This window comes from Candidatus Methylomirabilis sp. (assembly GCF_028716865.1).
Classification (GTDB): Bacteria; Methylomirabilota; Methylomirabilia; order Methylomirabilales; family Methylomirabilaceae; genus Methylomirabilis.
The window spans coordinates 1-23,110 of sequence record NZ_JAQUOY010000007.1 but is presented as its reverse complement, the minus strand read 5'-3'; the positions used below and the strand labels follow the sequence as shown (position 1 = coordinate 23,110).

Here is a 23,110-nt window from a genome sequence, read left to right as displayed (position 1 = left end):
AGCAGATGCGAGAAGCAGTGATTGTGGCGGCGGTAAGAACGGCGGTGGGCAAGGCGCCGCGCGGGACGCTCAGCGCCACACCTCCTACCGCAATGGCGGCTACCGTAATCGCCGACCTGATGAAGCGGGTGCCTGGACTCAACCCGCAAGAGGTCGAGGATGTCATTATCGGCTGCGCCTTCCCGGAGGCCGAACAGGGCATGAACATGGCGAGGGTCGCGGCGCTGCGGGCGGGGCTGCCGTACACCGTCCCCGGGCAGACGGTCAACCGCTTCTGTTCCTCCGGGCTCCAAACCATCGCGCTGGCGGCCGAGCGGATCATGGCCGGCTTTGCCGACGTCATCATTGCCGGCGGGGCCGAGAGCATGAGCCTAGTCCCGATGAGCGGGAATACGTACGCGCCCGATCCGTACCTCGCAGAACAGTATCCGGCTGTCTATATCTCGATGGGGAACAGCGCCGAAAATCTCGCCCGCACGTATCAGGTGAGCCGAGAGGAGCAGGATGGCTTCGCGCTGCAGAGCCACCTCAAGGCGGCAGCCGCCATCCGGGAGGGACGATTCAAGGACGAGATCGTCCCCCTCACCGTTGTGAAGAAGACATTCCGTGGGGAGGGTGCGCCGCGTATCGCCACGGATGAGGTGATCTTCGATACCGACGAGGGGGTCCGGTACGATACCTCTGCCGAGGCGCTCGCCAGACTCCAGCCGGTCTTTCACAAGAGCGGTACCGTCACGGCAGGCAACTCGTCGCAGACCAGCGACGGCGCGGCCGCGGTGTTAGTGATGTCGCGGAAAAAGGCGGAACGGTTAGGGCTACAGCCGCTTGCTATCTTCCGAGCCTTCGCCGTCGCGGGCGTGCCGCCGGATCTCATGGGAATCGGACCGGTCGAGGCGATCCCCAGAACGCTCAAGCTCGCCGGCCTTACCCTTGACCAGATCGACCTGATCGAGTTGAATGAGGCGTTTGCCGCTCAGGCCCTTGCCGTCATCAGGGAGCTGAAGCTCCCTACTCCTCGGGTAAACGTCAACGGCGGCGCGATCGCCCTGGGTCATCCGCTCGGATGCACCGGAACGAAACTGACGGCCACGCTGTTGTACGAAATGCATCGACGAAACGCCCGCTATGGGATGGTCACGATGTGCATCGGCGGGGGGATGGGCGCCGCAGGCATTTTTGAGAGGGTATAGGGTTGGAGGAGGATCAGATGACGACGGCAAAGAATGAACTCGTTGCGGGCGGCAGCTTTCTCATCCGCGAGACACCTCCTCAAGAGGTCTTTACGCCTGAAGATCTGAGTGAGCAACAGCAGATGATGCGGAAGCTGACACGGGAGTTCATCGAGGCCGAGGTCAAGCCCAAGGCCGAGCAGATCGAGCACCAGGACTGGGACGTAACGCTTCAGCTCTTCAAGAAGGCAGGGGAGCTGGGGCTGCTGTCGGTGGATATCCCGACCAGGTACGGCGGCCTGGGGCTGGACCTGACCACCTCCACAGTCATCGCCGAACAGATAAGTGAGGGTGGCTCGTTTGCCATCTCGCTGTTGGACCACTCGGGAATCGGGTCGCTCCCGATCGCATGGTTCGGCAATGCCGAGCAGAAGGCCCGCTACCTGCCGCTCCTCGCCACCGGGGCCAAGATCGGCTCCTATGCGCTTACGGAGCCGGGTTCCGGCTCTGATGCGCTCAGCGCCAAAACCAAGGCAGTCCTCTCGCCTGACGGAAAGTCCTACATCCTGAACGGCACGAAACAGTTCATCACGAACGCCGCCTTTGCCGATCTGTACGTCACCTACGCCAAGGTGGACGGGGACAAGTTCACCGCCTTTATCATCGACAAGGACACGCCCGGCGTCAGCCTGGGACCGGAAGAAAAAAAGATGGGAATCAAGGGGACCTCCACCAGGAGCGTGGTCCTGGAGAATGCGAGGGTCCCCGTGGAGAACCTTCTCTATGAGATCGGCAGGGGACACAAGGTCGCCTTCGACCTGTTGAACATCGGCCGGCTCAAGCTTGGGGCCGGCTGCCTGGGTGTCTGCAAACTGGCTCTGCGCGAGGCGGTCAGGTATGCGAAGCAGCGCACACAATTCGGACAACCTATCGCCTCGTTCGGCCTCATCCAGAAAAAGCTGGCCGAGATGGCGATCCGGACCTATGTCGCCGAGTCAATGGCCTATCGGACTGCCGGCCTGATCGAGCGGATCGTATCAGCCATCGACCAGGAGGACGAGCGAGCCGGACTCGATACCGCCAAGGGAGTTGAAGAGTACGCCGTTGAGTGCTCCATCAACAAAGTCTATGCCTCTGAGGCCCTCGACTACGTCGCTGACGAAACCGTCCAGATTTTCGGCGGCTACGGCTACATCGCGGACTTTCCGGCCGAGCGGATCTATCGGGATGCCAGGATCAACCGACTCTTCGAGGGAACCAACGAAATCAACCGATTGTTGATTCCTACGACGTTCCTCCGGCGGGCGCTGCAGGGACGCCTGCTGCTCTTCATGGCGACCCAGAAGCTGCTGGCAGATCTACTCAGCTACAGTCCAAGTCAAGAGGAGGCACCCACGGGCCCACTTGGTGAACAGATCCGGCTGCTTCAGTTAGCGAAGAAGATTGCGTTGATGGTCTCTGGATCCGCCGCCCAGAAGTATCGCGAGCGACTTGCAGATGAGCAGGAGATCCTCGGGGTGCTGAGTGATCTGGTGATCGAGCTGTTTGCCATGGAGAGCGCGCTGCTCCGCGCACTGAAGTCGACAGAGCGGGATGGAGAAGGCGCGGCAGAAGCGAAATCGGATATGGTCAAGGTCTACCTCAACAACGCTTTCGCCCGGATCGACCTGCTGGCCAAGGAGGGCCTGGCCTCAATGGAGGAAGGCGATACCCTCTGGACTCAGCTTGCCGCCCTGAAGAAGTTGACCCGTTACACGCCTGTCAACACTACCCGCCTGCGAAGGGCCATCGCCAGACGCATCATCGAGGCTGAGGACTATCGAACCTGAGTGGAAAATCAGCGGTGTTCGCAGGTTCCTGGGCCGGCCCACTCCTCGCCATCCGTCCAGACCTCTTTCTTCCAGATCGGGACAACCTCTTTCAGGCGATCGATCGCGTAGGCGCAAGCGGTGAGCGCCTCGTGACGGTGAGGGGCAGATACGGCGATGGCGACGCTCGCCTCACCGATCTGCAGACGGCCGATCCGGTGCATCATGGCGATCTTGTCCACCTTCCATTTCTGGTGGATCTCATCGGTAATCTCGCGCATCTTGGAAATCGCCATCTCCCGGTAGGCTTCGTACTCCAAATAGCGGACCTGTCGGCCTCGTGACTGCTCTCGCACTATGCCGAGGAAGGTCGCGACGGCCCCAGAGCTTGACTGTTTCACGGCACTTACAAGCGGCTCAAGCGAAAGCGGCTGATCGGTGATTTCAAACATCGGTTCCTCCGCTCACAGGGGGGATTAAGGCAACCTCATCCCCCGCTGCCAACCTCGTATCAGGAGAAGCATACTCGCGGTTGACTGAAAACAGAAGCGATCCAGTTAACCCCTGTAATCGCGGGAACTGGCCTTGAAGCCGACTTATGAGCTGAATAAGCGTGCTCCCCTCAGGCAGATCAACGACCAGTTCACTGACCCCGACAATCTCACGAACGGCCGCGAAACATCGTATTTGGACATTCATAATATTATCCTTATTTCATATTAGGTTACAGATCATATCTAATGCGGTTTCTAGTAATTATTCTTTTTTAAACATCCCTTCATACATACCATGATCCCTCCGGAATTGTCAATCTAAGAGGATTCTAAGCTACTATTTACTAAGAAAACAACTTCTCGCTTGACCTTTGAGGCTCCTTATGTTAAAAAAATAATAAAAAGTTAGTCAATAGGGACTCGTCGTATGAGGAGGGTTATCGAGGGTGGCACCAAAACAGCCTAGGACTCAAGCGAAATCGCCATCTGAGGCGATCGGCATAAAGATCCTGGCTGGATCGAACAAAGAGAAGGCGCTCGCCTTAGCGCAGCTCATAGAAGACCTCCTCGACGAACTCGACTACACCGATTTTCATTCCAAGCTTTCCTCAATCCGACTTGCCGTTGACGTAAAGGCCCGCCACCGTTCTAACGCTCACCGACTGCATTGCTATGGCTGCACTATCGCTCATGAGATTCGCCCGCGTGAGCTACAGGTGGTCCATAGACGCTATATGCAGGCGCGTCACCGGGACAAGGACCTAACCGGCATCTGCTTTTCTCTTTCCGGATTTCACCCAACTGCTCGAAACTGGTTGTTGCACCTGGATGCCTCTGCGAAGGGCGACTATCACCTGTTCGGAGTTGATAAGATATGCGCCCTGCTTCGACGTGCAAAGCTGGTCGCCTCTCCCGATCACATTATCCATGCGATCGAGAGTCGAGTTATGGCAAGGCTTGGGACAGGCAACCTTATCTTTTTGAGTGGAAGGTTCTACTGGACTTTCCGAATTGAAGCCAAAAAAGGGGCTGCATACGCGGTAGTCGATGCCTACGGATCGCCGGTCTCCCCTCGTGTAGCCTCTTCCATCAAGCGGCTGGACGGCTCGCTCAAGGGTAAGCGCCCTCTAAACTTGCAAGCCAGGGAAAAGGTCCTCCTTACCCTGGCGGAATCCGGATTGAAGAACATCGAATTCCTGTCGCGGGACACTAAAGAACCTTTGAGCGATCTTCGAGAGGTCATGCAGGAGCTTCTTGATGAAGGGTTCCTCATCGCAGAGCCGGCCGGTCAGCCGCGGTGGCGATTTAATCGCTATTCCATCAAGCCGGAATTCGCTGTCTTCCTCAGTCTTGCTCGCCAGTTCCTCGATAGCTCTCAGCGGTTCAAGTTCCTCCGCTCGAACTTTGCAGTCCAGATGCTGGTTGCCGGCCTACTTTCCTATTTGGAGGGACGGTTTCACCTGAAGCTCTCCGAAGAGGAAAGAGGCTGGCTTCCGAGGTTCCTGGCGGTCTCTCCTTCAGCCCTTTCCTACGCCCTATTTGCGCCCCTCGATGAGTTTCTCTCTACCTCGTATGAGATGGAACGCCGTCCCCTGCCCAGCCCAGAGAAGGAGCGGCTCCGGAGCCAACACCTCAGCAAGCTCTTCGCCAACCTGCTTCTCCGATACGCCAACGATGTGCAGGATAGTCGCTTCGATGAGATGCTCCGCCACAAAGGTGTGCGGGGCCACCTCTACCGAATAACGGCCAAGGCGGCAAGTGCTGAGGATCTGTTTTTTTCCATGAAGGGCGAATCGTATCTTGCTCTCGCCGTACCGCCTGCCACAGGGATCGCTGCCCAAAAGGGGGTTGGACCTCATAGCTTCCTCAACGGGGACACTATTCTGGGTAACGGAAAGGCTCTGATGCACGTGCAAGAGTTCGATTGCGCAGTCGAGATGTTCGACCGAGCAATCAAAGAGCTGAAGGACCCAAGCAAGCTCCTGGAGGCCTGGTACTGCAAGGGGTCCTGCCTCTTTAGCCAGAAACGTTACTCCGCCGCGATCACCTGTCTCAATGAGGCGCTCCGCTACGACAGTAATTACAAAGAGGCATGGCTCCAGAAGGCTGCCTGCCTGAGGGAATTGGGCGATAGCAGCGGGGCCGTTCGTTGCGCCAGGCGCGCCCTGGAGATCGATCCCGCCTACGAAGAAGCGCGAGACTTCTTGAAGAGTACATAAGACCCCCTCCGCACCCGACCCATCATGCGAATATCGCGAGGTTATTAGGCTCATAGTGATCAGTATTCTTGACTGCGTGATTTCACCAACCCTTACCTTCTAAGCGAGGAGATCAGATGCAAGGACATCCGCAGATCATCGAGCTGTTGAACCGCGTGCTCCGGAAAGAGTTAACCGGGATCAATCAGTACTTTCTGCACTCTAAAATGTGTGAAGGCTGGGGTTATCAGGTCCTGGCCAAGGCGATCCTCGAGGAATCGATTGAGGAGATGAAACATGCCGACAAGATCGTCGAGCGTATTCTGTTCCTTGACGGGATCCCACATATCTCCGAGTTTGATCAGCTTGCGATCGGCCGCAACGTCCGGCAGCAGTTGGAGAACGATCTCGCACTGGAGATGGCCGCGCTCCAAATCCTGAACCCTGGTGTGCAGCTCTGCATCGAGCTTCAAGACAACGGAAGCCGAGAGTTACTCGAGCGCATCACTGTGGATGAAGAACGTCATGTAGGGTGGATCGAGACGCAACTCCACAGGATCAGCGAGTTAGGGTATGAGAACTACCTGGCAGAGCAGATGAACGAGAAGAGCTAAGAGGGATCCTCTTTCAACCCGAGTATTGCCGTTGGAAACACAGGGTCTGGTGTAGGTCGCCCTCATTGGAGACCGGGGTCTACAGCCTTTCCTTCTGCTACTTGCTCACGTGACGTTATCAGTGTGTAATCGGAACTTATTGCGTCGCAGATCAATCCTGGCAGGAAGAAACGGTGAGGAATATTAAGGTAGGATCAGGGAAAATCGTAATTCACATCTTGTATTTGCCAAAATCTTCCGGTTTAAGATTCTCAAGCCACTCTTTCCATTTGTCCGTTTCTTCTTTCTCTTCTGAGACCTCGATGTTCTTAGCTTGCGCTACGACGTTTTCGGCGACAAAGATCGGGGCGTTCGTGCGGAGAGCCAATGCAATGGCATCGCTCGGCCTGGAGTCGATACTGACGACGCTACCGTTGTAATTCAGGTCGATGGTTGCATAGAACGTATTCTCTTTCAGGTCATTGACGGTAATCTGCTGAACGGTGATGCCCAGTCCATCCAGGATATTTTTAAGTAGGTCGTGGGTCATCGGTCGAGGCGTCGATACCTTTTCGAGTTCGAGTGCAATAGCATTCGCTTCAAAGATTCCAACCCATATCGGAAGGGCGCGGCTCTCCTCCGGATCCTTCAGGATCACAATCGGCATATTCGTGATCGGATCCAGCGCAATACCGCGTACTGTCATCTTAATGAGCATCATGCTCTCCTCATTTCTGAGTCTCACGGAAGATGGGGGCGAGTTTCCGATGGGTTGCAGCCAGTTCTTCGGGGATGACCTTCGTTGCAGCCACGATAGGCATAAAATTGGTGTCCCCGTTCCAACGCGGCACAATATGTAGGTGCAGATGATCTTCAACACCGGCCCCTGCAGCCTTTCCCTGATTCATGCCGAGGTTGAACCCATCCGGATTCATGGTCTGACGCAAAAGCGATGTGCTTCTCGCGGCCTCTTGGATAAGCTCGAGCTGCTCTGCTGCAGTCAGCTTGTTGAGATCATCGACATGCCGATATGGAGCAATCATGACATGTCCAGGATTGTATGGATACAGATTCATCAGGATGAAGACGGACTGGCCACGATACAGGATAAAGTTCTTTTCGTCCTGCTGAGTTGATGCTGTTTCACAGAATATACAGCTTGATGAAAGCCAGGCATTTTCCACATAAGCCATTCTCCATGGCGCCCACAGCGATTCCATCAGGCAGCAACCTATCTTGTCTTGCTTAGAACGTTCGGCCTCTTATCGATGCCGGCAGGAATCGGCATCGGTTTCTTCAAACTAAATTTAACATCGCATCTTGACCGCCGCAAGATCTTTTTACTGCAACGGGATCATGGCAGTTAATCAAATCCGCGAAATCGAGCCGGCTGGCCGCGAAGGCACCCTTTACAGAACTCATCAATGCTGAGAGGGACGGCCCTATATGAAACCAACATTTGCTTAGAATGCTAGACGATCGATAAAGGTTGGAAGGACTCCCGCAGCGTCTACCCTTCACAGGCGTACCAGAATCGTTCACGACCACGACTAGCTGTCGATGAGCCGTCTTAATTCCTTGCCAGGCTTAAAGAAGGGGATTCGCTTCGGAGGAACGTGGACTGCATCGCCACTTTGGGGATTGCGACCTTGCCGTGCGCGCCGTTGCCTGGTGCGAAAGCTCCCGAAGCCACGGAGTTCCACCTTCCCGTCATCGTTTGAAGCCAGCGCCTTTGAGATGCTTTCGAGGATGGTATCAATGACAACTTCAGTATCCTTTTTGGTCAGACGCACTTGGGCAGCAACTAATTCAACCAAGTCGGCCTTCGTCATGACAGGTAACTCCTCCGCATTCGGCAATTGCATCGGCCCAGTAAGTTGGTACGGTTCAATCACCAGAGAAGATAGTTGACAGAGAGGGTTGAGGGTGGATGGATCGGCAGATCAATGTCAAACAGACTCAAGCTACCACGTAGTAGATCAATAAGAAAAAGTCCCCGCTTCCGCTCCTGGATGACTGTCGGTTTCCCGCGGATCCCAGCTAGAGTTCCCGCCCGATCAATTGCGTCCTGAAGATTACCAAGATGGTCTACCAGGCCAAGTGATTGTGCTTCTCGCCCGCTGAAAATCCGCCCGTCAGCTATTGCCTCGACCTTCTTACGATCTATTTGCCTGCCCTTGGCGACCACATCGATGAACTGGTTGTGCACATCGTCCAGCATCCCCTGAAGGATCTGGCGCTCGGCATCGGTCATCTCGCGGGTGGGAGAGGCGAGATCCTTGTGCTGGCCGCTCTTGACGACCACCGACTTCACCCCGATTTTTTGCAAAAGGCCGGAAAAGTTTGGAATCTGGAGCAGCACGCCTATGCTTCCAGTGATAGAGCCGGGATTGGCCACAATAAGATCCGTCGCGCTCGCAACATAATATCCACCCGACGCAGCAACGCTCCCCAAGGAGGCAACGACAGGTTTCTTGTCGGCCTGGCGGGTCTTGAGGACCTCTTCATAGATCTCTTGAGAGGGGGCAACCCCGCCACCCGGACTGTTGATCCTGAGGACAATGGCCTTCACGGACGGGTTTGCTCGATATTTTTCAAGTTGCTCGATCACCTCCTTTGAATCCAGGATGACGCCTTCGACCGTGATCAGCGCAACCTTACTTCCGCCCAACCGCTCCCATCTACCGAGCGAGAAGGCAAGGCTGAAAAGGACGAGCACGCTGACGAACACCGCCAGACTGACGACCAACCAAGTCCGTTTCATCGCCCCGCTCGGCCCCTGCTAGGCTTCCAGTCGGCTTATGCGTTACGCGCCGGCGGTTTCCTCTTCCTGCTGATCTGAGGGACGCTGATCGGAGGAGACCTGGTCGGTTGGATTGTCCTGGGCGTCCTGGCTATCCTGGTAGGCGCGAAGACTCAGCCCCAGCTTGCGTTCGTTGGCGTCCAACTTGATGATCCTGAGAGTCAGCTCTTGGTCGATAGAGACGATGTCCTCCGGCTTAGCGACCCGTTCGTGGCTCAGTTCGGAGATATGGAGGAGCCCCTCCACCCCGTCTTCCAATTCGACGAACGCCCCGAAATCGGTCAGACGAACCACCTTGGCCTTCACATCCATACCTACGCGGTACTTATCGAGGACGGTAGATTGCCAGGGATCCGGCTGGCTCTGCTTGAGGCCGAGGGAGATTCGACGATTCGTCTTATCGGTATGTAAGACAACCGCCTCAACTTTATCCCCTCGCTTCAAGATCTCAGAAGGATGGCGGACTCGCTTAGTCCAGGACATGTCGGACACGTGAATCAGTCCATCTATCCCCTCGTTCAACTCAACGAATGCGCCGAAGTCGGTAAGGTTTCTGACGGTCCCTTCGACCCGCGTCCCCACCGGGTAGCTTTCCTCGATCGACAACCATGGGTTGGGTTCGATCTGGCGAATTCCCAGAGAGATTCGTTTGTTGACCTTGTCCACATCCAAAACTACAACCTCTACAGAGTCTCCAACAGTCACGACCTTAGAGGGGTGTTTGACGCGCTGCGTCCAGGACATCTCGGAGATATGAACCAGCCCCTCGATCCCCTCGGCAAGTTCAACGAAGGCGCCATAGTCGGTCAAGCTTACCACTTTACCGCGAACGCGCGAGCCGACAGGAAACCGCTGATCCACATCCTCCCAAGGGTCCTTCAAGCGCTGCTTGTGGCCAAGGGATACCCGTTCCGCCGCCCGATCAAACTTAAGGACAACGACCTCGATCTCGTCGCCGACAGCAAAAAGTTCGGAAGGATGACCGACGCGGCCCCAGGACATATCGGTGATATGAAGCAGGCCGTCCAGCCCTCCGAGGTCGATGAACGCGCCGTACTCAGTAATATTTTTGACCTTGCCTCGTATGACCTTTCCCTCTTCCAACGATTGCAACGTCCTCTCCTTGAGGGTTCGCCGCTCTTCCTCAAGCAATTCCCGCCGGGACAATACGATATTGCCTCGACGCTGGTTTAACTTTATCACCTTCATCGGGAAGCTTTTCCCGATCAACCTGTCGAGGTCGCGGACAGGCCGCAGATCAACTTGGGAACCGGGGAGAAAGGCCCTCACGCCAATATCTACTGTCAGGCCGCCTTTCGTGCGACCCAGAATCATTCCATTGATGACTTCGCCCTTCTCATAAGCCCGGCGAATATCATCCCAGATCTTGGTCTTCTCCGCCTTCTCTCTCGAGAGGACAATGAGGCCGTCGCTATCCTCTTTCTGCTCCAAATAGACATCGACAGTATCGCCAACCTTGACCGTGATTTCTCCAGAGGGCGCCTGGAACTCCTTAATGGGTATAGCCCCTTCAGACTTGTAGCCGATGTCGATCAGGACCATATCGTTCCTGATCTCCAGCACGGTCCCCCTGACGATCTCCCCCTCTGTGATTTCCCGCATGCTCTCGGCGTACAGATCAACCAACTCCTGGGGGTGCTCCTGGGCGTGAAGCTCACGATCCAGTTCGTCCATCGATGTGTAAACAGCCTCTTCCACCTTGTCCGTCTCAGACATCATACCCTTTAGTTCCTCCCTTCGATAAGATGCTCTTCCTCTTTACGCTCACTCATTGATTCCTCGCTTCTCTGTCGGCATAGCGTCTCCCGTAACGTACGTCCGATCGTCTCCTGATCGAGAACCGCTCTCTGGCCACCTCTTAAGAGCGGCGATCTTCTCCATGATCGTCTGACTGAACATCTCGGCTTGGTTTTGTCTTTTCCCCATTTGTGCATCGGAAAACCGCAATGGCGTCCCAAACTTTATAACGATTCGATGCGGTCTGGGAAACCATGCGCCTCTGGGGAGCACCTTCTCCGTTCCCCGATGTAGCACTGGAACCACCGGCGCGCCCGTTCGCACCGCAATCAGTCCGATACCAGGCTTGGCAGGCCGCAACTCAATTCCATCTCCGCGCGTCCCTTCAGGAAACATTGCCACGACCTCTCCTGCTTCCAAAAATGAGGTCGCCTGCTTAAAGGCCTGCAGATTGATTCGGTTCCGATCGATTGGAAAAGTACCGAATTGCCGAAGCAGCCAACCAAACAAGGGAGAACGAAACAACTCCTTTTTAGCCATGAAACGGACCGGGCGCCGAACCGAGACCATAATGATGACGGGATCTATGAAGCTCACGTGATTCGCCGCCAGGATCACCGGTCCCGTACTGGGAATACACTCCTCCCCCTCGACATGGAGGCGGAACGCAACCTTCGCAATGACGAGGCACAAAAGGCGACCCAGGTTAAAGACGAAATAGGCAATCGCCTTTTTGAGAGAAAGATCCCGAAAAGGAGCAAGAGTCATAATATAGGATTATCTCCCGGAAAGGCAAGAAAAAAGTCAGGGCACTCACGTAAAGCCTTGTGCGGCGGCGAGCTTCCGTCTGATCTCCTCTTCCATTGCATCAACAACCTGAGAAAGGGATGAATCGCTTGTATCGATCGTCACAGCCTCGTCGGCCTTTCGGAGTGGCGAGGCGCGCCGCCCCATATCTCTTGCATCTCGCGCCTTGATCTCCTCGGCCAGCTCATCCACCCCTCGAGTCGCTCCCGCAGCCTGTATCTCAAGGTGACGACGTCTCGCCCGCACTTCTAAACGAGCCGTGAGATAAAACTTCACATCAGCGTCCGGAAAGACCACCGTACCGATATCACGCCCGTCCATCACGACCCCGCCCTGGGCTGCCATTCGTCGCTGGTGCGCCACCATCACAGAACGAACGCTCGGATGGATAGAGACCTTCGAAGACGCCTGTTCCACCTCGCGCTCCCTGATCTGTCGGCTGACCTCCTGTCCATCGACAAGAATCAGTTCTCGATCATCGGCAGGTTCGAGGGCAATGCTGGTTTCATCGGCCAACCGCCGCAGGCATTGCTCATCGTTCAGGTCAAGACCTGCCTGTAGCGCCTTCCATGACAGCGCGCGATACATGGCCCCGCTGTCGACATAACGGTACCCCAGCCGCTTGGCGAGCAGGCGCGCCGCCGTACTTTTGCCCGCTCCTACGGGCCCGTCGATGGCAATGATAAGGCAGTCCTTCGTTCTTCTCAATTGATCGCTATTTCTTGTGTCCCACATGTGTGACCCACTATGCTAACGGGACGGCTGCCCCAGGCAGGATGGCATCCAGCCGTGTCCAGAAATCCGGGAATGAGCTGCTGACACAGGATGAATCGGAGATGGTGGTGCTCCCTCTTGCCGCCAGACCCGCTACGGCCAAGGCCATCGCCATCCGATGATCTCCCCAACTGTCGCAGTGACATCCGGAGAGTGAAGAATTCCCCTGAAGGACCAAGCCATCGGGGCGCTCTTCAATCTGAACGCCAAATCGACGAAGCTCTTTGGTAAGGGCAGCAAGCCGGTCTACTTCCTTGACCCGGAGTTCGGTCGCATTCCGTATAGTGGTAGCGCCCTCGGCGAGCGCCGCAGCAACAGCAAATATCGGGATCTCATCAAGCATCCGGGGGATCAGGGTCCCAGCCACCTCAGTCCCGTGCAGTGTTTGACTTCTGACGAAGAGGTCGGCAACCGGCTCACCGGAGATGACCCGCCGCTCGCTCAACTCGATCTCCGCACCCATCGACTGCAGCGCATCTAACAGCCCGGTTCGAGTCGGATTGACGCCCACCCCTCGCAATGTCAGCTCTGACCCAGGAATCACCAGGGCCGCGACGATAAAGAACGCAGCGGCTGAAAAGTCGCCGGGAATAGCGACCTGAAACGCCGGGATCCTCTTGATGCCGGCGACTCGGAGGCTTAAGCCGTTGCGGTAGATCGGTAGGCCGACCGCTTCGAACATCCGCTCCGTATGATCGCGAGAGAGAGACGGCTCTGTAAGTGTCGTCTCCCCTTCCGTAAAGAGCCCGGCCAGCAGGATCGCAGACTTCACCTGGGCGCTGGCGATCGGACTAACATAGTCGATCGCCTTCAGACGCGTTCCCATGATGGCAAGGGGAGGAAATTTGCCGTCTTCACGACCCAGAATTGTTGCCCCCATCGACCTTAGGGGTACCGCCACCCTGGCCATCGGCCGTGCGCGCAGATACTGGTCGCCCGTGAGCACGGAAAAGAAGGGCTGCGCCGCCAGTACCCCCGCCAGGAGCCTCATGGTCGTCCCTGAATTCCCGAGATCCAGGACCTCCTCCGGTTCCTTCAGGCCGTGCAGCCCGCCTCCCCGAATCTGCAGCCGATCGCCGCCCAACTCTTCAACTGCGGCGCCCATCATGCTCAAGGCCTTGGCGGTATGACGGCAGTCATCGCTTTGAAGCGCGCCGGTAATCTCGCTGACCCCATCAGCCAGCGCGCCCAGGATGATCGCGCGATGGGTGATCGATTTGTCGCCTGGAAGGGTTAGCTCACCTTTCAGCGAGCCGACAGGGTTCACCCGCATTTGTCCTACATCGATTGTGACCATGCCGCCTCGATTCGCTCGACGAGCAAGTGGACCACGCGCTCGCTCAGCATCGATCCTTCAACAGGAAGCCACTCAATCCCGTCTTCGTGACGGAACCAGGTAAGCTGCCGTTTCGCATACCGCCGCGTATCGCGCTTGAGAGACGCGACGGCGTCATCAAGGCGGATCTGTCCCTTCAGGTACCCGATTATATGACGGTACCCGATGGCTCGCAGCGGTTTGAGTGCAGGGCAGTAGCCACGATCGAGCAGATCCTGGACCTCACGCAACAATCCCTGGGTCATCATCGCTTCTACCCTCGCCTCAATCCGGCGATACAGCTCCTGACGATTCCGTTCAAGCCCGAATTTCAGCACAAGTCCGGGGACCGGTTTGTGATTGCGGCGCCCCTCTACTCTGAGGGCAGAGAGGGGACGACCACTGACGGTCGCCACCTCGAGCGCGCGCACGACCCGAAAGAGGTCGTTGGGATGGATCGCGGCAGCCGCCTCGGGGTCGGTGATCTCGAGCCGCTGGTGAAGGGTCACACTACCTACCCGTGCGGCCTCCTGGTACAGTGTCTCTCTGAGTGGGGTCATCTCGCCCGGTCCGTCAACCAGGCCACGGAAGAGCGCACGAACATAGAGACCTGTTCCCCCCACTATGATTGGGAGGCGCCCACGAGCGCGAATGTCGGCAATGGCGGCAGAGGCCAGTCTCACATAATCGGCCGCCGTGAAAGGCTGGTCAGGCTCTACAAGGTCCAAGAGGTGGTGCGGCACGCGCCGTTGCTCGTCAGCGCTTGGCTTCGCTGTCCCGATGTCAAGACCGCGATAGACCTGCATCGAGTCGGCCGCGATGATCTCGCCCCCTACCCTCTCCGCTACGGCGAGAGCCATAGATGACTTCCCGACCGCAGTCGGACCCACCAGCACAATAAGCGGCACCGAACTCAAGAGATTACTGCCTCCTTTTTACCCCTAAAAGCCTTCAGCCTTCAGCCTATCTACCTGTTATCTGGATAGCTTCAATGCCTGCAGGATCTGGAACGTGGCTTCAGATTTATTGAGGAGGTAAAAGTGCAGGCCTGGGATACCTGCATCAAGCAGTTCGCGGCATTGCCGGATAGCGTATCGCACCCCCACGCTCGCCTGCCCATCAGGATCATCCCGATTTGCTTCCAGCTCGGCAAGAAACGATACCGGTATCGTGGCCCCGCACATGGATGTGATACGCTGAATCTGATCCAGGTTGACGACCGGCAGGATACCCGGAATCAGGGGCACTGTAATCCCGGCCTCTTCGTAACGCCGGCGAAACTCGAAGAAATCGCGATTGTCATAGAAGAGTTGGGTGAGCACGGCGTCGGCGCCCGCTTTCACCTTCCGCTTCAGGTTCGCCAGATCGACGGCAGGACTTGGCGCCTCCTGATGTGTTTCAGGATAGCCGGCGACGGCAATACTCAAGTGGGGAAACTCCTGCCGGATCAGCGTCACCAGTTCATTGGCATACGCAAGCCCGCCCTCGGACTTCTTGAACTCTACCTGCCCCTTTGGGGGATCGCCGCGCAAGGCGACAATGTTCTCAATGCCAAGATCGACGGCCTCCTTCAACCACTGCCGAATCTCCTCCACGGTCGATCCCACACAGGTTCGGTGGGCTGCGGTGGTCACGCCGAATATCTTGCCGATCCTGGTAGTCAGCTCCAGGGTTTTATCTTGAGTCGATCCTGCGGCGCCATAGGTGCAGGACACGAAGGAGGGGCGGTGCGCCATAAGAGCCTCGAGGGCGGCGAACAACTGAGACTCCCCGGTCTCGGTCTTGGGAGGGAATATCTCGAAGGAGAGTCCGAATTTACCTATACCGTACACGTCGACGATCTTCATCCGTCCTCGCTACTACCCTTGCACCACGAGCTGATTGTAAGGGGCCGCTAAATACAAAGGCCCTCGCCTCCGTTTGCCCATCAGCGGCGAGGGCCTGTCGTGTTGCATCTTATCTCGTGCTCGAATAGGCGTCGGCTTGAATCCACTAGGGGTTCATCCCCCGCGGCAAGCCGCGGGGCGGTTCATTGACTCGATCCGTATGCACTAACCCCTTGAGGCATCGATTAGTAAGTGTCTGGCTTTTTGATCCAGGACATCATGGACCGGAGTTCCTTGCCTACCTTCTCGATCGGATGCTCCGCCTCTTGCTTGCGCATGGCCAGAAAGCTGGGTTTACCGGCCTGGTTTTCTAGGATCCATTCCCGAGCGAAGGCGCCGGTCTGAATCTCGTCAAGGATCTTTCGCATCTCGGCCTTCACCTGCTCATTCACGACGCGGGGGCCGCGGCTGTAGTCGCCATATTCTGCCGTATCACTGATCGAATAGCGCATGTATGCCAGGCCGCCCCGATAGAAGAGGTCGACGATCAGCTTCAGCTCATGCATGCATTCGAAGTAGGCCAGCTCAGGCTGATAGCCGGCATTGACCAACGTCTCAAATCCGGCCTTCACCAGGGCGGAGGCCCCTCCGCACAAGACGGCCTGTTCGCCGAACAGGTCGGTCTCAGTCTCCTCGCGAAAGGTCGTCTCGAGTACACCCGCTCTCGTACACCCGATCCCTTTTGCATAGGCCAAGGCCGTCGCTTTTGCCTTTCCCGATACATCCTGATGGACAGCTACTAGCGCCGGAACACCGCCCCCTTCCGTAAAGACCTGGCGCACGAGATGGCCTGGCGCCTTGGGCGCGATCATCGACACATCTACGGTGGGCGGAGGCAGGATTTGATGGAAGTGAATATTGAAACCATGGGCGAACATCAGGGTCTTCCCGGGTGTGAGCGCCTTCTCGATCGACTCCTGGTAAATCTGCCGCTGGGTCTGATCGGGCACCAGCATCATAATGATGTCGCTGCTTTGCGCAGCCTCCTCGCAGGTGGCGACCTTCAGCCCATCAGCCTTGGCCTTGTCCCACGATTTGCTCCCCCGGTAGAGGCCGACGATCACATCCAGACCGCTGTCTTTAAAATTGAGCGCATGGGCGTGGCCTTGACTTCCATACCCCATGATGGCAATCGCCTTCCCCGCCAGCAGATTCAGGTCAGCATCCTTGTCATAATATAACTTGGTCATCTGCCCTCCATCCCCCTCATCCCTTCTCGACGAGCCCAACCACCTTCTTCGTGTCCGGTTCCTTCCACATCTCTTCGGTCTGTTTGCCAAGCGCTTTGCTGCCTCTGGTCATCACCGTCATGCCCGTCCTCGCGAACTCCTGAATGCCGTACGGCCTGAGAAGTTCAACAAAGGCGTTCAACTTATCCTCGGCGCCGGTCAACTCCAGCATGTACGAAAAGGGCGCCACATCCACCACCTTGGCCCGAAAGATATCGGCGATCCGGAGGATCTCAGCCTTTGCCTCCGGTTTGGCTTTCACCTTCACGAGCATAAGTTCCCGTTCGACAAACTCCTCACCGGTCAGGTCAGTGACACGGATCACGTCAATGAGCCGATTGAGCTGCTTGACCGCTTGCTCCACCACCGAGTCGTCGCCCCTCACGACGAGGCTCATCCGGGAGATGGATGGATCCATAGTCTCCCCCACGGTGAGACTATCGATGTTGTACCCTTTTGCGGCAATAAGAGCGGCGACGCGCGCGAGGACGCCCGCGTGATTCTCCACGAGCAGGGTGATGATATGACGCGCCTTCACCTCTTTCGGTGTCGTCTTGGTCTTCTCTCTCATCTCAGACCTTGAAACAGCTTCTCCGGAATCGGATCACCGTAGTCGATAATATCCTTAATCGCTCCACCGGGCGGAATCATGGGAAGACAATTTTCTTCACGTTCTGTGACGATGTCCACAATAACCGGTCCTGGCGCGGCGAAGGCCTTCTCCAGGACGGGCTTGACCTCATCCGGATGCTTGGCGCGAAGACCGGTCGCTCCATACGCCTCGGCGAGCTTCACAAAGTCCGGCTGAATCGTCAGGTCTACTTGAGAATATCGTCGGTTAAAAAAGAGTTCCTGCCACTGCCGGACCATCCCAAGATAGCCGTTGTTGATGATCACCACCTTGACGGGCAGATCATTCTCCACGCAGGTGATCAAGTCCTGATTGGTCATCTGGAAGCTGCCGTCACCATCGATGCAGATCACTAAATCGTTCGGGAACGCCGCCTGGGCGCCCATAGCCGATGGGAATCCATAGCCCATCGTCCCAAGGCCTCCTGAGGTCAGCCATCGGCGCGGCCTGTGACCTCGATAGCGCTGTGCCGCCCACATCTGGTGCTGGCCCACGCCGGTCGCGACAATCGGGTTCATGTCCTCACTGACCTCAAAGACCATATCGATGGCATACTGCGGCTTGATCACGTCCTGCATCGGGCCATACCGCAGCGGGTGTTTGGCCTTCCATTCCGCGATCTGAGCATACCACTCCTCAAAGTCGTTGGCCCAGTTTCGTTCCACCTGGCCAACGGCTTTGTTGAGCTCGCCCAGCACCTGCTTAACATCACCCACAATCGGAACATCCACATGCACCGTTTTTCTGATGGAGGTCGGATCGATGTCGATATGGATGATCTTGCACTGCTTGCCGAATTCGGACAGCCTCCCAGTCACCCGATCGCTAAATCGAGACCCGATGGCGATCATCAGGTCGCAGTGAATCATTGCCATATTTGACCAGTAGGTTCCGTGCATCCCCACCATGCCGAGCCAGCGCGGATCGGATGTGTCCAAGGCGCCTAAACCCATCAACGTCAGCACAACCGGGATCTGGGTTATGCCGACCAACTCACGGAGCTCTTCGTACGCCTCCGAGTGAATGATCCCCCCGCCCCCGTATATGAGCGGCCGCTTGGCGGTTCTCATTAATTCGACCGCTCGCTTGATCTGACCGACATGACCTTGAGTGGTTGGCTTGTAGCCGCGAATGTTCAGCTCTTGCGGATGCCCGCGATACTCTGCGCGTCCCATAATCACGTTCTTCGGAAGGTCCACCAGCACCGGCCCGGGTCGACCAGAGCGGGCGATGTAGTAGGCCTCCTTGACGATCCGTGGGATATCCTCGGTCTTGAGGGCGAGGAAGTTGTGCTTGGTACAGGTGCGCGTGGTACCGACGACATCGGCCTCCTGAAAGGCGTCGCAACCCATGGCCGATGTCGGGACCTGACCGGTAAAGACGACGATGGCCATGGAATCCAGCAACGCATCGGTCACCCCTGTGATGGTATTGCAGGCTCCGGGGCCGGAGGTCACCATGACAGTCCCCACCTTGCCGCTGGCCTTATAGTACCCTTCTGCCGCATGCGTCGCACCCTGCTCATGGCGACAGAGGATATGCCGGATCTTCGAGGCAACGGCGGTATCGGTCATCACGTCATACGTATGCAGGATCACGCCGCCCGGCATACCGAAGACAGTATCAACGCCCTCCTCGACCAGACTCCTTAGCAATATCTCCGATCCCGTCAATTTCATGACCATGTCTCCTTGCCCGCAATTCACGCTCAGGCGTTTAGGCTGAAGACTAAAGGCCTTCAGTCTTCAGCCTATCTACCTGCTTTTCTTTAGATTTTCTAGCATATCCCCCTCTTACCGTCAATGAAAATCTTCCCTGGACGGTACCCCTTAAGCCCTCTCAGACCCTTCGCCTCCGGCCAATCAACCCCCGCCACAAACCTCTCAACTCCTCAGAACCCATGCAGGCGGCGGCCGCAAGGAAGACGGCAAAACTTATCACGAGCTCGAGGGTGAGCACTACGACGCGACGAAGCAGCGGTTCAATCGTCAGCGGGTCACGGAGGTAGATAAGCAATAAGGCAATCAGGGCCATTGCGGCGGCAGCCCCGCTTATCTGCGCGACCGAGCGGAAGCCTAATCCGTGAAGCTGCCCCAGACGCCGTCGCAGGGCGACCAGCAGCAGCCCCAGGTTTACAAAGGAAGACAGAGTCGTCGCCAGGGCCAGGCCTGCAAGTCCCATGGGCCGCATCAGCACAAGAGAAAAAACAATGTTGACCATCACGGTCACCATGCCGATCTTGACCGGCGTCGCCGTATCCTGAAGCGAGTAGAAGGCCGGCACGAGGATGCGGTTCGACACATAGGCCCCAAGCCCGAAGGCGTAGAACAACACGACCTCAGCGGTTGCGAGGGTGACGGTCCGATCAAATGCGCCCCGCTCGAAGAGAAGCTGGATGATCGGGACCCTGAACACCATCAGGCCTACCATCGATGGGAGCGTGACGAAGAGGACAAGGCGGATCGCGTAGGCCACCGTGGCCCCAACCTCTCCAAGGGAACGGTTCGCCGCCTGTCTCGCCATGGCGGGGAAGGCCGCCGTGGCAATCGCCACACCGAAGACACCGATCGGAAATTGGATCAATCGGAAGGCATAATAAAGAACCGAGATCCCCCCCTCCCCCATCAGCGAAGCGAGCAAGGTCCCGACGAAAACATTGACCTGCGTAATGGCCAGCCCCGCGACCCCTGGCGCCATAAGACGTGAGATACGCCCGACGGCAGGGTCGCCAAAATCGATACTCCGGTGGGCGCCCATGCCACGTCTCCACACCTCTGGAATTTGAATCAGAAGCTGGGCAACGCCCCCGATGAGGACGCCGATGGCCAACGCCACGATAGGCGGGTCCAGATAGGGCGTCAGATACAGGGCGCACCCGATCATGGCGATGTTCAACATGCTGGGCGACAGCGCCGGGGTAGCGAAGTGACCCTGCGAATTGAGAATCGCCATGAAGAGCGCCGCCACCCCGATAAACAGGATGTATGGGAACATCAGCCGGGTAAGATAGACGGCAAGGTCAAGTTTTGACGGGATGGCGTGGAATCCCGGGGCGATGAGCCGGATCAACCACGGCGCAAGCACGATACCGGCGATAGAGACCAGTACGAGCAGCAGCGCCAGCAGGGTTAAGACAGTCCACGCCAATCGCCAGGCGCTTTCGCGTCCACGCGTGGTAAACGATTCGGTGAAGACCGGGATGAACGCCGCCGAGAGGGCCCCCTCCCCCAGCAGTTCCCGCAACATATTGGGGAGACGGAAGGCGGCAAAGAAGGCATCGGTTGCGGTTCCAGCTCCAAACGCCCTGGCAATGATCAGATCACGGACAAAGCCAAGGATACGGCTTAACAGGGTGGCTCCGCTCACCACGCCGGCCGCTCGCGCGATCTTTCCGGGACGTTCCTGCTCCATCAGAAATTCCTTGACAAATGAGCGCCGCTCCATTGTAATAAATGGCGCAATCTACCCTCCCGTGTACCGGGTGGACATAACACGCCACAAAGGAGAAGCGGAACGATGCCAATAACCAAGTCGGCGCAGAAGCACATGAGACAAAGCCTGAAGCGACGGTTGCGCAATCGCGCGGCAAAGAGTAGTCTAAAGACAGTAATCAAGAAGGTACGAGCGGGGATAGAGGGGCAGGACCGGAATGCTGCGGAGAAGGCATTCGTACAGGCCGTGCCGTTCATTGACAGAGCCGCCGGCAAAGGCTTCATCCACAAGAACGCCGCGGCCCGCTATAAGTCAAGACTCGCCCGCCAGCTCCAAGCCATCCCGCAGCCGTCGTAGGTCTCACACCCGGCAGAGGCCCCAGACCAGTCCGCTCAAGACCACAGGAGATTCAGCCTTTCCTGTCTTGATGGCAAGGTCGGCCCGTGAGAGCGACTGGATGGCGCCTGTGAGCTGCTGCCAGGAACGCGAGGCACTATGTTCCGCCAGGGCAGCGACAACGCGAGGCGGCAGGCCGAGTACGTGAGTCATCCTGCTCACCGGGGTCGCCTGCTCCTGAAGCGCTTTTGCCTGAATCAGCAGGCGGATCTGGCGAGCCAACATCCCGAGGACGGCCAGGGGCTCTTCCCCGCTCCCCAACAGACTCGTCAGGCAACGAAGGGCAAGATCCAGATCCCTGCCTGATACGGCATCGGTCAGTTGGAAGATCGATCGCACTCGGGTTTCACCAACCAAGGCTTCAATATCCTTCGCACTGATCTCCTTGCGCTCTCCAACAAAGAGCGCCGCCTTTTCTACGTTATAGATCAACTGGCGAAAATCGTCGCCCACCAGGGCCATAAGTAGGCTGATCGCTTCCGGCTGCAGCCGTATACCCTGCTCTTTGGCCGTGGCCATTAGCGACTCCTTCACGGAATCTGCCTCCAAGCGATCAAAGCGAAGGAGTATCCCTTTCTTCTGTATCGCCGCCGCCAACCGGGTTCTGAGATCAAGACGCTTGCCCGTCAGCACAAGGCAGCTTGTGGGAGAGGGATCGTTCAGATAGGCGAGCAGATCCTCTTGCTGCTCCTTCGAGAGATCCTCGACACCTCGGATCAGGACCACCCGACGCGACGCTAGAAACGGCAACGTCCGAGCGCTCCCCAGGATCGACGGCATCCCTGGCTCTCCAGGTCGAATCTGATCGAGATTCAGGTCTCTCGCGCCTTCCGTCAGCAATGCGTCAAGAAGCTGGTTGAGCGCCTGATCTCGACGGTACTCCTCCTCCCCGTAGAGACAATAGACGGGCGCAACCTCCCCTCTGCGGACCTGTTCGGCAACAGAGTGGCCCCTCGTAACCCAGCGTCCCATCACACCCCGTCCAGCACCCGACTGACCACCTGATCGGCGAGGTCCGCCACTGCCCGAAGCGTGGCCTCGTCCTCGGCCGCCCTGGTGGCTGTGACCCCTGTTCCCGTAAAGTAGTAGGCTACGCCTGCAACGCCGTCTCGGAGGAGCACCTTATCCTCCAGCCGATTTTTCACCGTAAAGGAAAACGAGATGCTCAGTCGCAGGCGCTTGGCGATGTCGTTGGAATCGAAGGCCAGCGCCTCTTCGCCAAACCCTTCAATAGCCCCTTCCAAAAGGGTATCGGCCCCCTCCTCCACAACTCGGATCCGGCCATCGGCTGCAAGCCTGCGAATCAGCGCATCTCTCAGAGCCGATAGAATGGTGGGACGAAGCGTTCGGTTTTTGAGGGTCCCGATGCTGATCGTCCTGATGGAGGGCTGAAGCGCGCTCACCTCCCCGGATCCTACTGGCCGATAGCCACATCCGGCCAGCGCCAGGAGTACCGCCACGCACACGATCGCTCTCATCGGACTCCCCCGGTTACAATATTCACCAGCTTCTTCGGCACCACTACCACCTTCCGGATCGATCTATCCTCCAGCCACCCCTTGACCCGCTCGTCCGCAAGGGCTGTCTCACGCATGGCGCTCTCGTCGGCATCCGCGGGCATGAAGAGTCGGCTCCGAAGCTTTCCATCCACCTGGATAACCACTACAATCTCCTCGGCCGTAATCACAGCCGGGTCGTAGGTCGGCCAGGCCGCGTGAAAGATGCTTCCGCTGCGACCGAGTCGTTCCCAGAGTTCCTCGCACAGATGCGGCGCAAAGGGTGACAGCAGCAGCAGAAGGGTCTCGACGGCATAGCTG

General features: G+C 57.3%; 24 protein-coding genes. 5 read left to right on the top strand and 19 right to left on the bottom strand.

The genetic code is table 11. The features are described from left to right. The first annotated feature begins 5 nt into the window (after positions 1–5). Both PHV01_RS04480 and PHV01_RS04475 read left to right on the top strand, forming a co-directional pair. A complete protein-coding gene (locus PHV01_RS04480; protein ID WP_337289945.1) occupies positions 6–1,190 on the top strand; it encodes an acetyl-CoA C-acyltransferase in 1,185 nt (394 codons plus the stop codon). Positions 1,191–1,207: 17 nt separating this feature from the next. Continuing rightward, complete coding sequence (locus PHV01_RS04475; protein ID WP_337289944.1) at positions 1,208–2,998, top strand: acyl-CoA dehydrogenase family protein; 1,791 nt, start codon at positions 1,208–1,210, stop codon at positions 2,996–2,998. Between the two features lie 8 nt (positions 2,999–3,006). On the opposite strand, the gene PHV01_RS04470 is transcribed toward PHV01_RS04475, so the two are convergent. Both PHV01_RS04470 and PHV01_RS04465 read right to left on the bottom strand, forming a co-directional pair. After that, positions 3,007–3,429 carry a molybdenum cofactor biosynthesis protein MoaE gene (locus tag PHV01_RS04470; RefSeq protein ID WP_337289943.1) on the bottom strand — a complete coding sequence of 141 codons (423 nt, stop codon included), beginning with the start codon at positions 3,427–3,429 and terminating at the stop codon, positions 3,007–3,009. Next, positions 3,422–3,676 carry a MoaD/ThiS family protein gene (locus tag PHV01_RS04465; protein ID WP_337289942.1) on the bottom strand — a complete coding sequence of 85 codons (255 nt, stop codon included), beginning with the start codon at positions 3,674–3,676 and terminating at the stop codon, positions 3,422–3,424. The genes PHV01_RS04470 and PHV01_RS04465 overlap by 8 nt, the downstream gene beginning before the upstream one ends. Positions 3,677–3,917: 241 nt before the next feature. Between PHV01_RS04465 and PHV01_RS04460 the strand changes: the two genes are divergently transcribed. Then, positions 3,918–5,690: a tetratricopeptide repeat protein gene (locus PHV01_RS04460; RefSeq protein WP_337289941.1), complete on the top strand. Its 1,773-nt coding sequence runs from the start codon at positions 3,918–3,920 to the stop codon at positions 5,688–5,690. 116 nt (positions 5,691–5,806) lie between these two features. Further along, entirely contained in the window at positions 5,807–6,283 is a 477-nt protein-coding gene (gene bfr, locus PHV01_RS04455; protein ID WP_337289940.1) for a bacterioferritin, read from the top strand. Positions 6,284–6,494: 211 nt separating this feature from the next. Here bfr and PHV01_RS04450 read toward each other — a convergent pair whose 3' ends face one another. The 14 genes from PHV01_RS04450 to murJ form a co-directional block, all read right to left on the bottom strand. Then, positions 6,495–6,980, bottom strand: a complete 486-nt coding sequence (locus tag PHV01_RS04450; RefSeq protein WP_337290007.1) for a bifunctional nuclease family protein — start codon at positions 6,978–6,980, stop codon at positions 6,495–6,497. 10 nt (positions 6,981–6,990) lie between these two features. Further along, positions 6,991–7,482: an HIT domain-containing protein gene (locus tag PHV01_RS04445; RefSeq protein WP_337289939.1), complete on the bottom strand. Its 492-nt coding sequence runs from the start codon at positions 7,480–7,482 to the stop codon at positions 6,991–6,993. Between the two features lie 330 nt (positions 7,483–7,812). Next, a complete protein-coding gene (locus PHV01_RS04440; protein WP_337289938.1) occupies positions 7,813–8,094 on the bottom strand; it encodes an HU family DNA-binding protein in 282 nt (93 codons plus the stop codon). A gap of 59 nt (positions 8,095–8,153) precedes the next feature. After that, the gene (sppA, locus tag PHV01_RS04435) at positions 8,154–9,026 is read right to left on the bottom strand and encodes a signal peptide peptidase SppA (protein ID WP_337289937.1); all 873 of its coding nucleotides are present in this window, start codon (positions 9,024–9,026) and stop codon (positions 8,154–8,156) included. A 42-nt stretch (positions 9,027–9,068) separates the two neighbouring features. Beyond that, on the bottom strand, positions 9,069–10,805 hold the full coding sequence (locus tag PHV01_RS04430) for a 30S ribosomal protein S1 (RefSeq protein ID WP_337289936.1): 1,737 nt from the start codon (positions 10,803–10,805) through the stop codon (positions 9,069–9,071). Between the two features lie 45 nt (positions 10,806–10,850). Then, a complete protein-coding gene (locus PHV01_RS04425) occupies positions 10,851–11,591 on the bottom strand; it encodes a lysophospholipid acyltransferase family protein (protein WP_337289935.1) in 741 nt (246 codons plus the stop codon). Between the two features lie 45 nt (positions 11,592–11,636). Further along, complete coding sequence (gene cmk, locus PHV01_RS04420) at positions 11,637–12,338, bottom strand: (d)CMP kinase (protein ID WP_337289934.1); 702 nt, start codon at positions 12,336–12,338, stop codon at positions 11,637–11,639. Positions 12,339–12,375: 37 nt separating this feature from the next. Further along, entirely contained in the window at positions 12,376–13,677 is a 1,302-nt protein-coding gene (aroA, locus tag PHV01_RS04415) for a 3-phosphoshikimate 1-carboxyvinyltransferase (RefSeq protein ID WP_337290006.1), read from the bottom strand. Positions 13,678–13,682: 5 nt separating this feature from the next. Next, positions 13,683–14,627 carry a tRNA (adenosine(37)-N6)-dimethylallyltransferase MiaA gene (miaA, locus tag PHV01_RS04410; protein ID WP_337290005.1) on the bottom strand — a complete coding sequence of 315 codons (945 nt, stop codon included), beginning with the start codon at positions 14,625–14,627 and terminating at the stop codon, positions 13,683–13,685. 66 nt (positions 14,628–14,693) lie between these two features. Beyond that, positions 14,694–15,566 carry a methylenetetrahydrofolate reductase [NAD(P)H] gene (gene metF / locus PHV01_RS04405; protein WP_337289933.1) on the bottom strand — a complete coding sequence of 291 codons (873 nt, stop codon included), beginning with the start codon at positions 15,564–15,566 and terminating at the stop codon, positions 14,694–14,696. A 224-nt stretch (positions 15,567–15,790) separates the two neighbouring features. Beyond that, positions 15,791–16,795 (bottom strand): ketol-acid reductoisomerase, encoded by a 1,005-nt coding sequence (ilvC, locus tag PHV01_RS04400; RefSeq protein WP_337289932.1) that lies wholly within the window; start codon positions 16,793–16,795, stop codon positions 15,791–15,793. Between the two features lie 16 nt (positions 16,796–16,811). Next, a complete protein-coding gene (gene ilvN, locus PHV01_RS04395; RefSeq protein ID WP_337289931.1) occupies positions 16,812–17,405 on the bottom strand; it encodes an acetolactate synthase small subunit in 594 nt (197 codons plus the stop codon). Further along, the gene (gene ilvB / locus PHV01_RS04390; RefSeq protein ID WP_337289930.1) at positions 17,402–19,144 is read right to left on the bottom strand and encodes a biosynthetic-type acetolactate synthase large subunit; all 1,743 of its coding nucleotides are present in this window, start codon (positions 19,142–19,144) and stop codon (positions 17,402–17,404) included. The genes ilvN and ilvB overlap by 4 nt, the downstream gene beginning before the upstream one ends. A gap of 160 nt (positions 19,145–19,304) precedes the next feature. Next, positions 19,305–20,876, bottom strand: a complete 1,572-nt coding sequence (gene murJ, locus PHV01_RS04385) for a murein biosynthesis integral membrane protein MurJ (protein WP_337289929.1) — start codon at positions 20,874–20,876, stop codon at positions 19,305–19,307. Between the two features lie 105 nt (positions 20,877–20,981). On the opposite strand from murJ, the gene rpsT reads away from it, so the two are divergent. Further along, entirely contained in the window at positions 20,982–21,254 is a 273-nt protein-coding gene (gene rpsT, locus PHV01_RS04380; protein ID WP_337289928.1) for a 30S ribosomal protein S20, read from the top strand. Between the two features lie 3 nt (positions 21,255–21,257). Here rpsT and holA read toward each other — a convergent pair whose 3' ends face one another. From holA to PHV01_RS04365, 3 genes are all read right to left on the bottom strand, one after another. After that, complete coding sequence (holA, locus tag PHV01_RS04375; protein WP_337289927.1) at positions 21,258–22,265, bottom strand: DNA polymerase III subunit delta; 1,008 nt, start codon at positions 22,263–22,265, stop codon at positions 21,258–21,260. Next, positions 22,265–22,771, bottom strand: a complete 507-nt coding sequence (locus PHV01_RS04370) for an LptE family protein (protein ID WP_337289926.1) — start codon at positions 22,769–22,771, stop codon at positions 22,265–22,267. The genes holA and PHV01_RS04370 overlap by 1 nt, the downstream gene beginning before the upstream one ends. Beyond that, the coding region (locus tag PHV01_RS04365; RefSeq protein ID WP_337289925.1) for a class I tRNA ligase family protein at positions 22,768–23,110 on the bottom strand (343 nt) is incomplete at its 5' end. The genes PHV01_RS04370 and PHV01_RS04365, both read right to left, overlap by 4 nt.

Excerpts from the sequence above, each read along its gene's own strand:
- PHV01_RS04480 (WP_337289945.1), top strand. The coding sequence starts at position 6 with ATGCGAGAAGCAGTGATTGTGGCGGCGGTAAGAACGGCGGTGGGCAAG.
- PHV01_RS04475 (WP_337289944.1), top strand. The coding sequence starts at position 1,208 with ATGACGACGGCAAAGAATGAACTCGTTGCGGGCGGCAGCTTTCTCATC.
- PHV01_RS04470 (WP_337289943.1), bottom strand. The coding sequence starts at position 3,429 with ATGTTTGAAATCACCGATCAGCCGCTTTCGCTTGAGCCGCTTGTAAGT.
- PHV01_RS04465 (WP_337289942.1), bottom strand. The coding sequence starts at position 3,676 with ATGAATGTCCAAATACGATGTTTCGCGGCCGTTCGTGAGATTGTCGGG.
- bfr (WP_337289940.1), top strand. The coding sequence starts at position 5,807 with ATGCAAGGACATCCGCAGATCATCGAGCTGTTGAACCGCGTGCTCCGG.
- PHV01_RS04450 (WP_337290007.1), bottom strand. The coding sequence starts at position 6,980 with ATGCTCATTAAGATGACAGTACGCGGTATTGCGCTGGATCCGATCACG.
- PHV01_RS04445 (WP_337289939.1), bottom strand. The coding sequence starts at position 7,482 with ATGGAATCGCTGTGGGCGCCATGGAGAATGGCTTATGTGGAAAATGCC.
- PHV01_RS04440 (WP_337289938.1), bottom strand. The coding sequence starts at position 8,094 with ATGACGAAGGCCGACTTGGTTGAATTAGTTGCTGCCCAAGTGCGTCTG.
- sppA (WP_337289937.1), bottom strand. The coding sequence starts at position 9,026 with ATGAAACGGACTTGGTTGGTCGTCAGTCTGGCGGTGTTCGTCAGCGTG.
- PHV01_RS04430 (WP_337289936.1), bottom strand. The coding sequence starts at position 10,805 with ATGATGTCTGAGACGGACAAGGTGGAAGAGGCTGTTTACACATCGATG.
- PHV01_RS04425 (WP_337289935.1), bottom strand. The coding sequence starts at position 11,591 with ATGACTCTTGCTCCTTTTCGGGATCTTTCTCTCAAAAAGGCGATTGCC.
- aroA (WP_337290006.1), bottom strand. The coding sequence starts at position 13,677 with ATGCGGGTGAACCCTGTCGGCTCGCTGAAAGGTGAGCTAACCCTTCCA.
- metF (WP_337289933.1), bottom strand. The coding sequence starts at position 15,566 with ATGAAGATCGTCGACGTGTACGGTATAGGTAAATTCGGACTCTCCTTC.
- ilvC (WP_337289932.1), bottom strand. The coding sequence starts at position 16,795 with ATGACCAAGTTATATTATGACAAGGATGCTGACCTGAATCTGCTGGCG.
- ilvN (WP_337289931.1), bottom strand. The coding sequence starts at position 17,405 with ATGAGAGAGAAGACCAAGACGACACCGAAAGAGGTGAAGGCGCGTCAT.
- ilvB (WP_337289930.1), bottom strand. The coding sequence starts at position 19,144 with ATGAAATTGACGGGATCGGAGATATTGCTAAGGAGTCTGGTCGAGGAG.
- murJ (WP_337289929.1), bottom strand. The coding sequence starts at position 20,876 with ATGGAGCAGGAACGTCCCGGAAAGATCGCGCGAGCGGCCGGCGTGGTG.
- rpsT (WP_337289928.1), top strand. The coding sequence starts at position 20,982 with ATGCCAATAACCAAGTCGGCGCAGAAGCACATGAGACAAAGCCTGAAG.
- holA (WP_337289927.1), bottom strand. The coding sequence starts at position 22,265 with ATGGGACGCTGGGTTACGAGGGGCCACTCTGTTGCCGAACAGGTCCGC.
- PHV01_RS04370 (WP_337289926.1), bottom strand. The coding sequence starts at position 22,771 with ATGAGAGCGATCGTGTGCGTGGCGGTACTCCTGGCGCTGGCCGGATGT.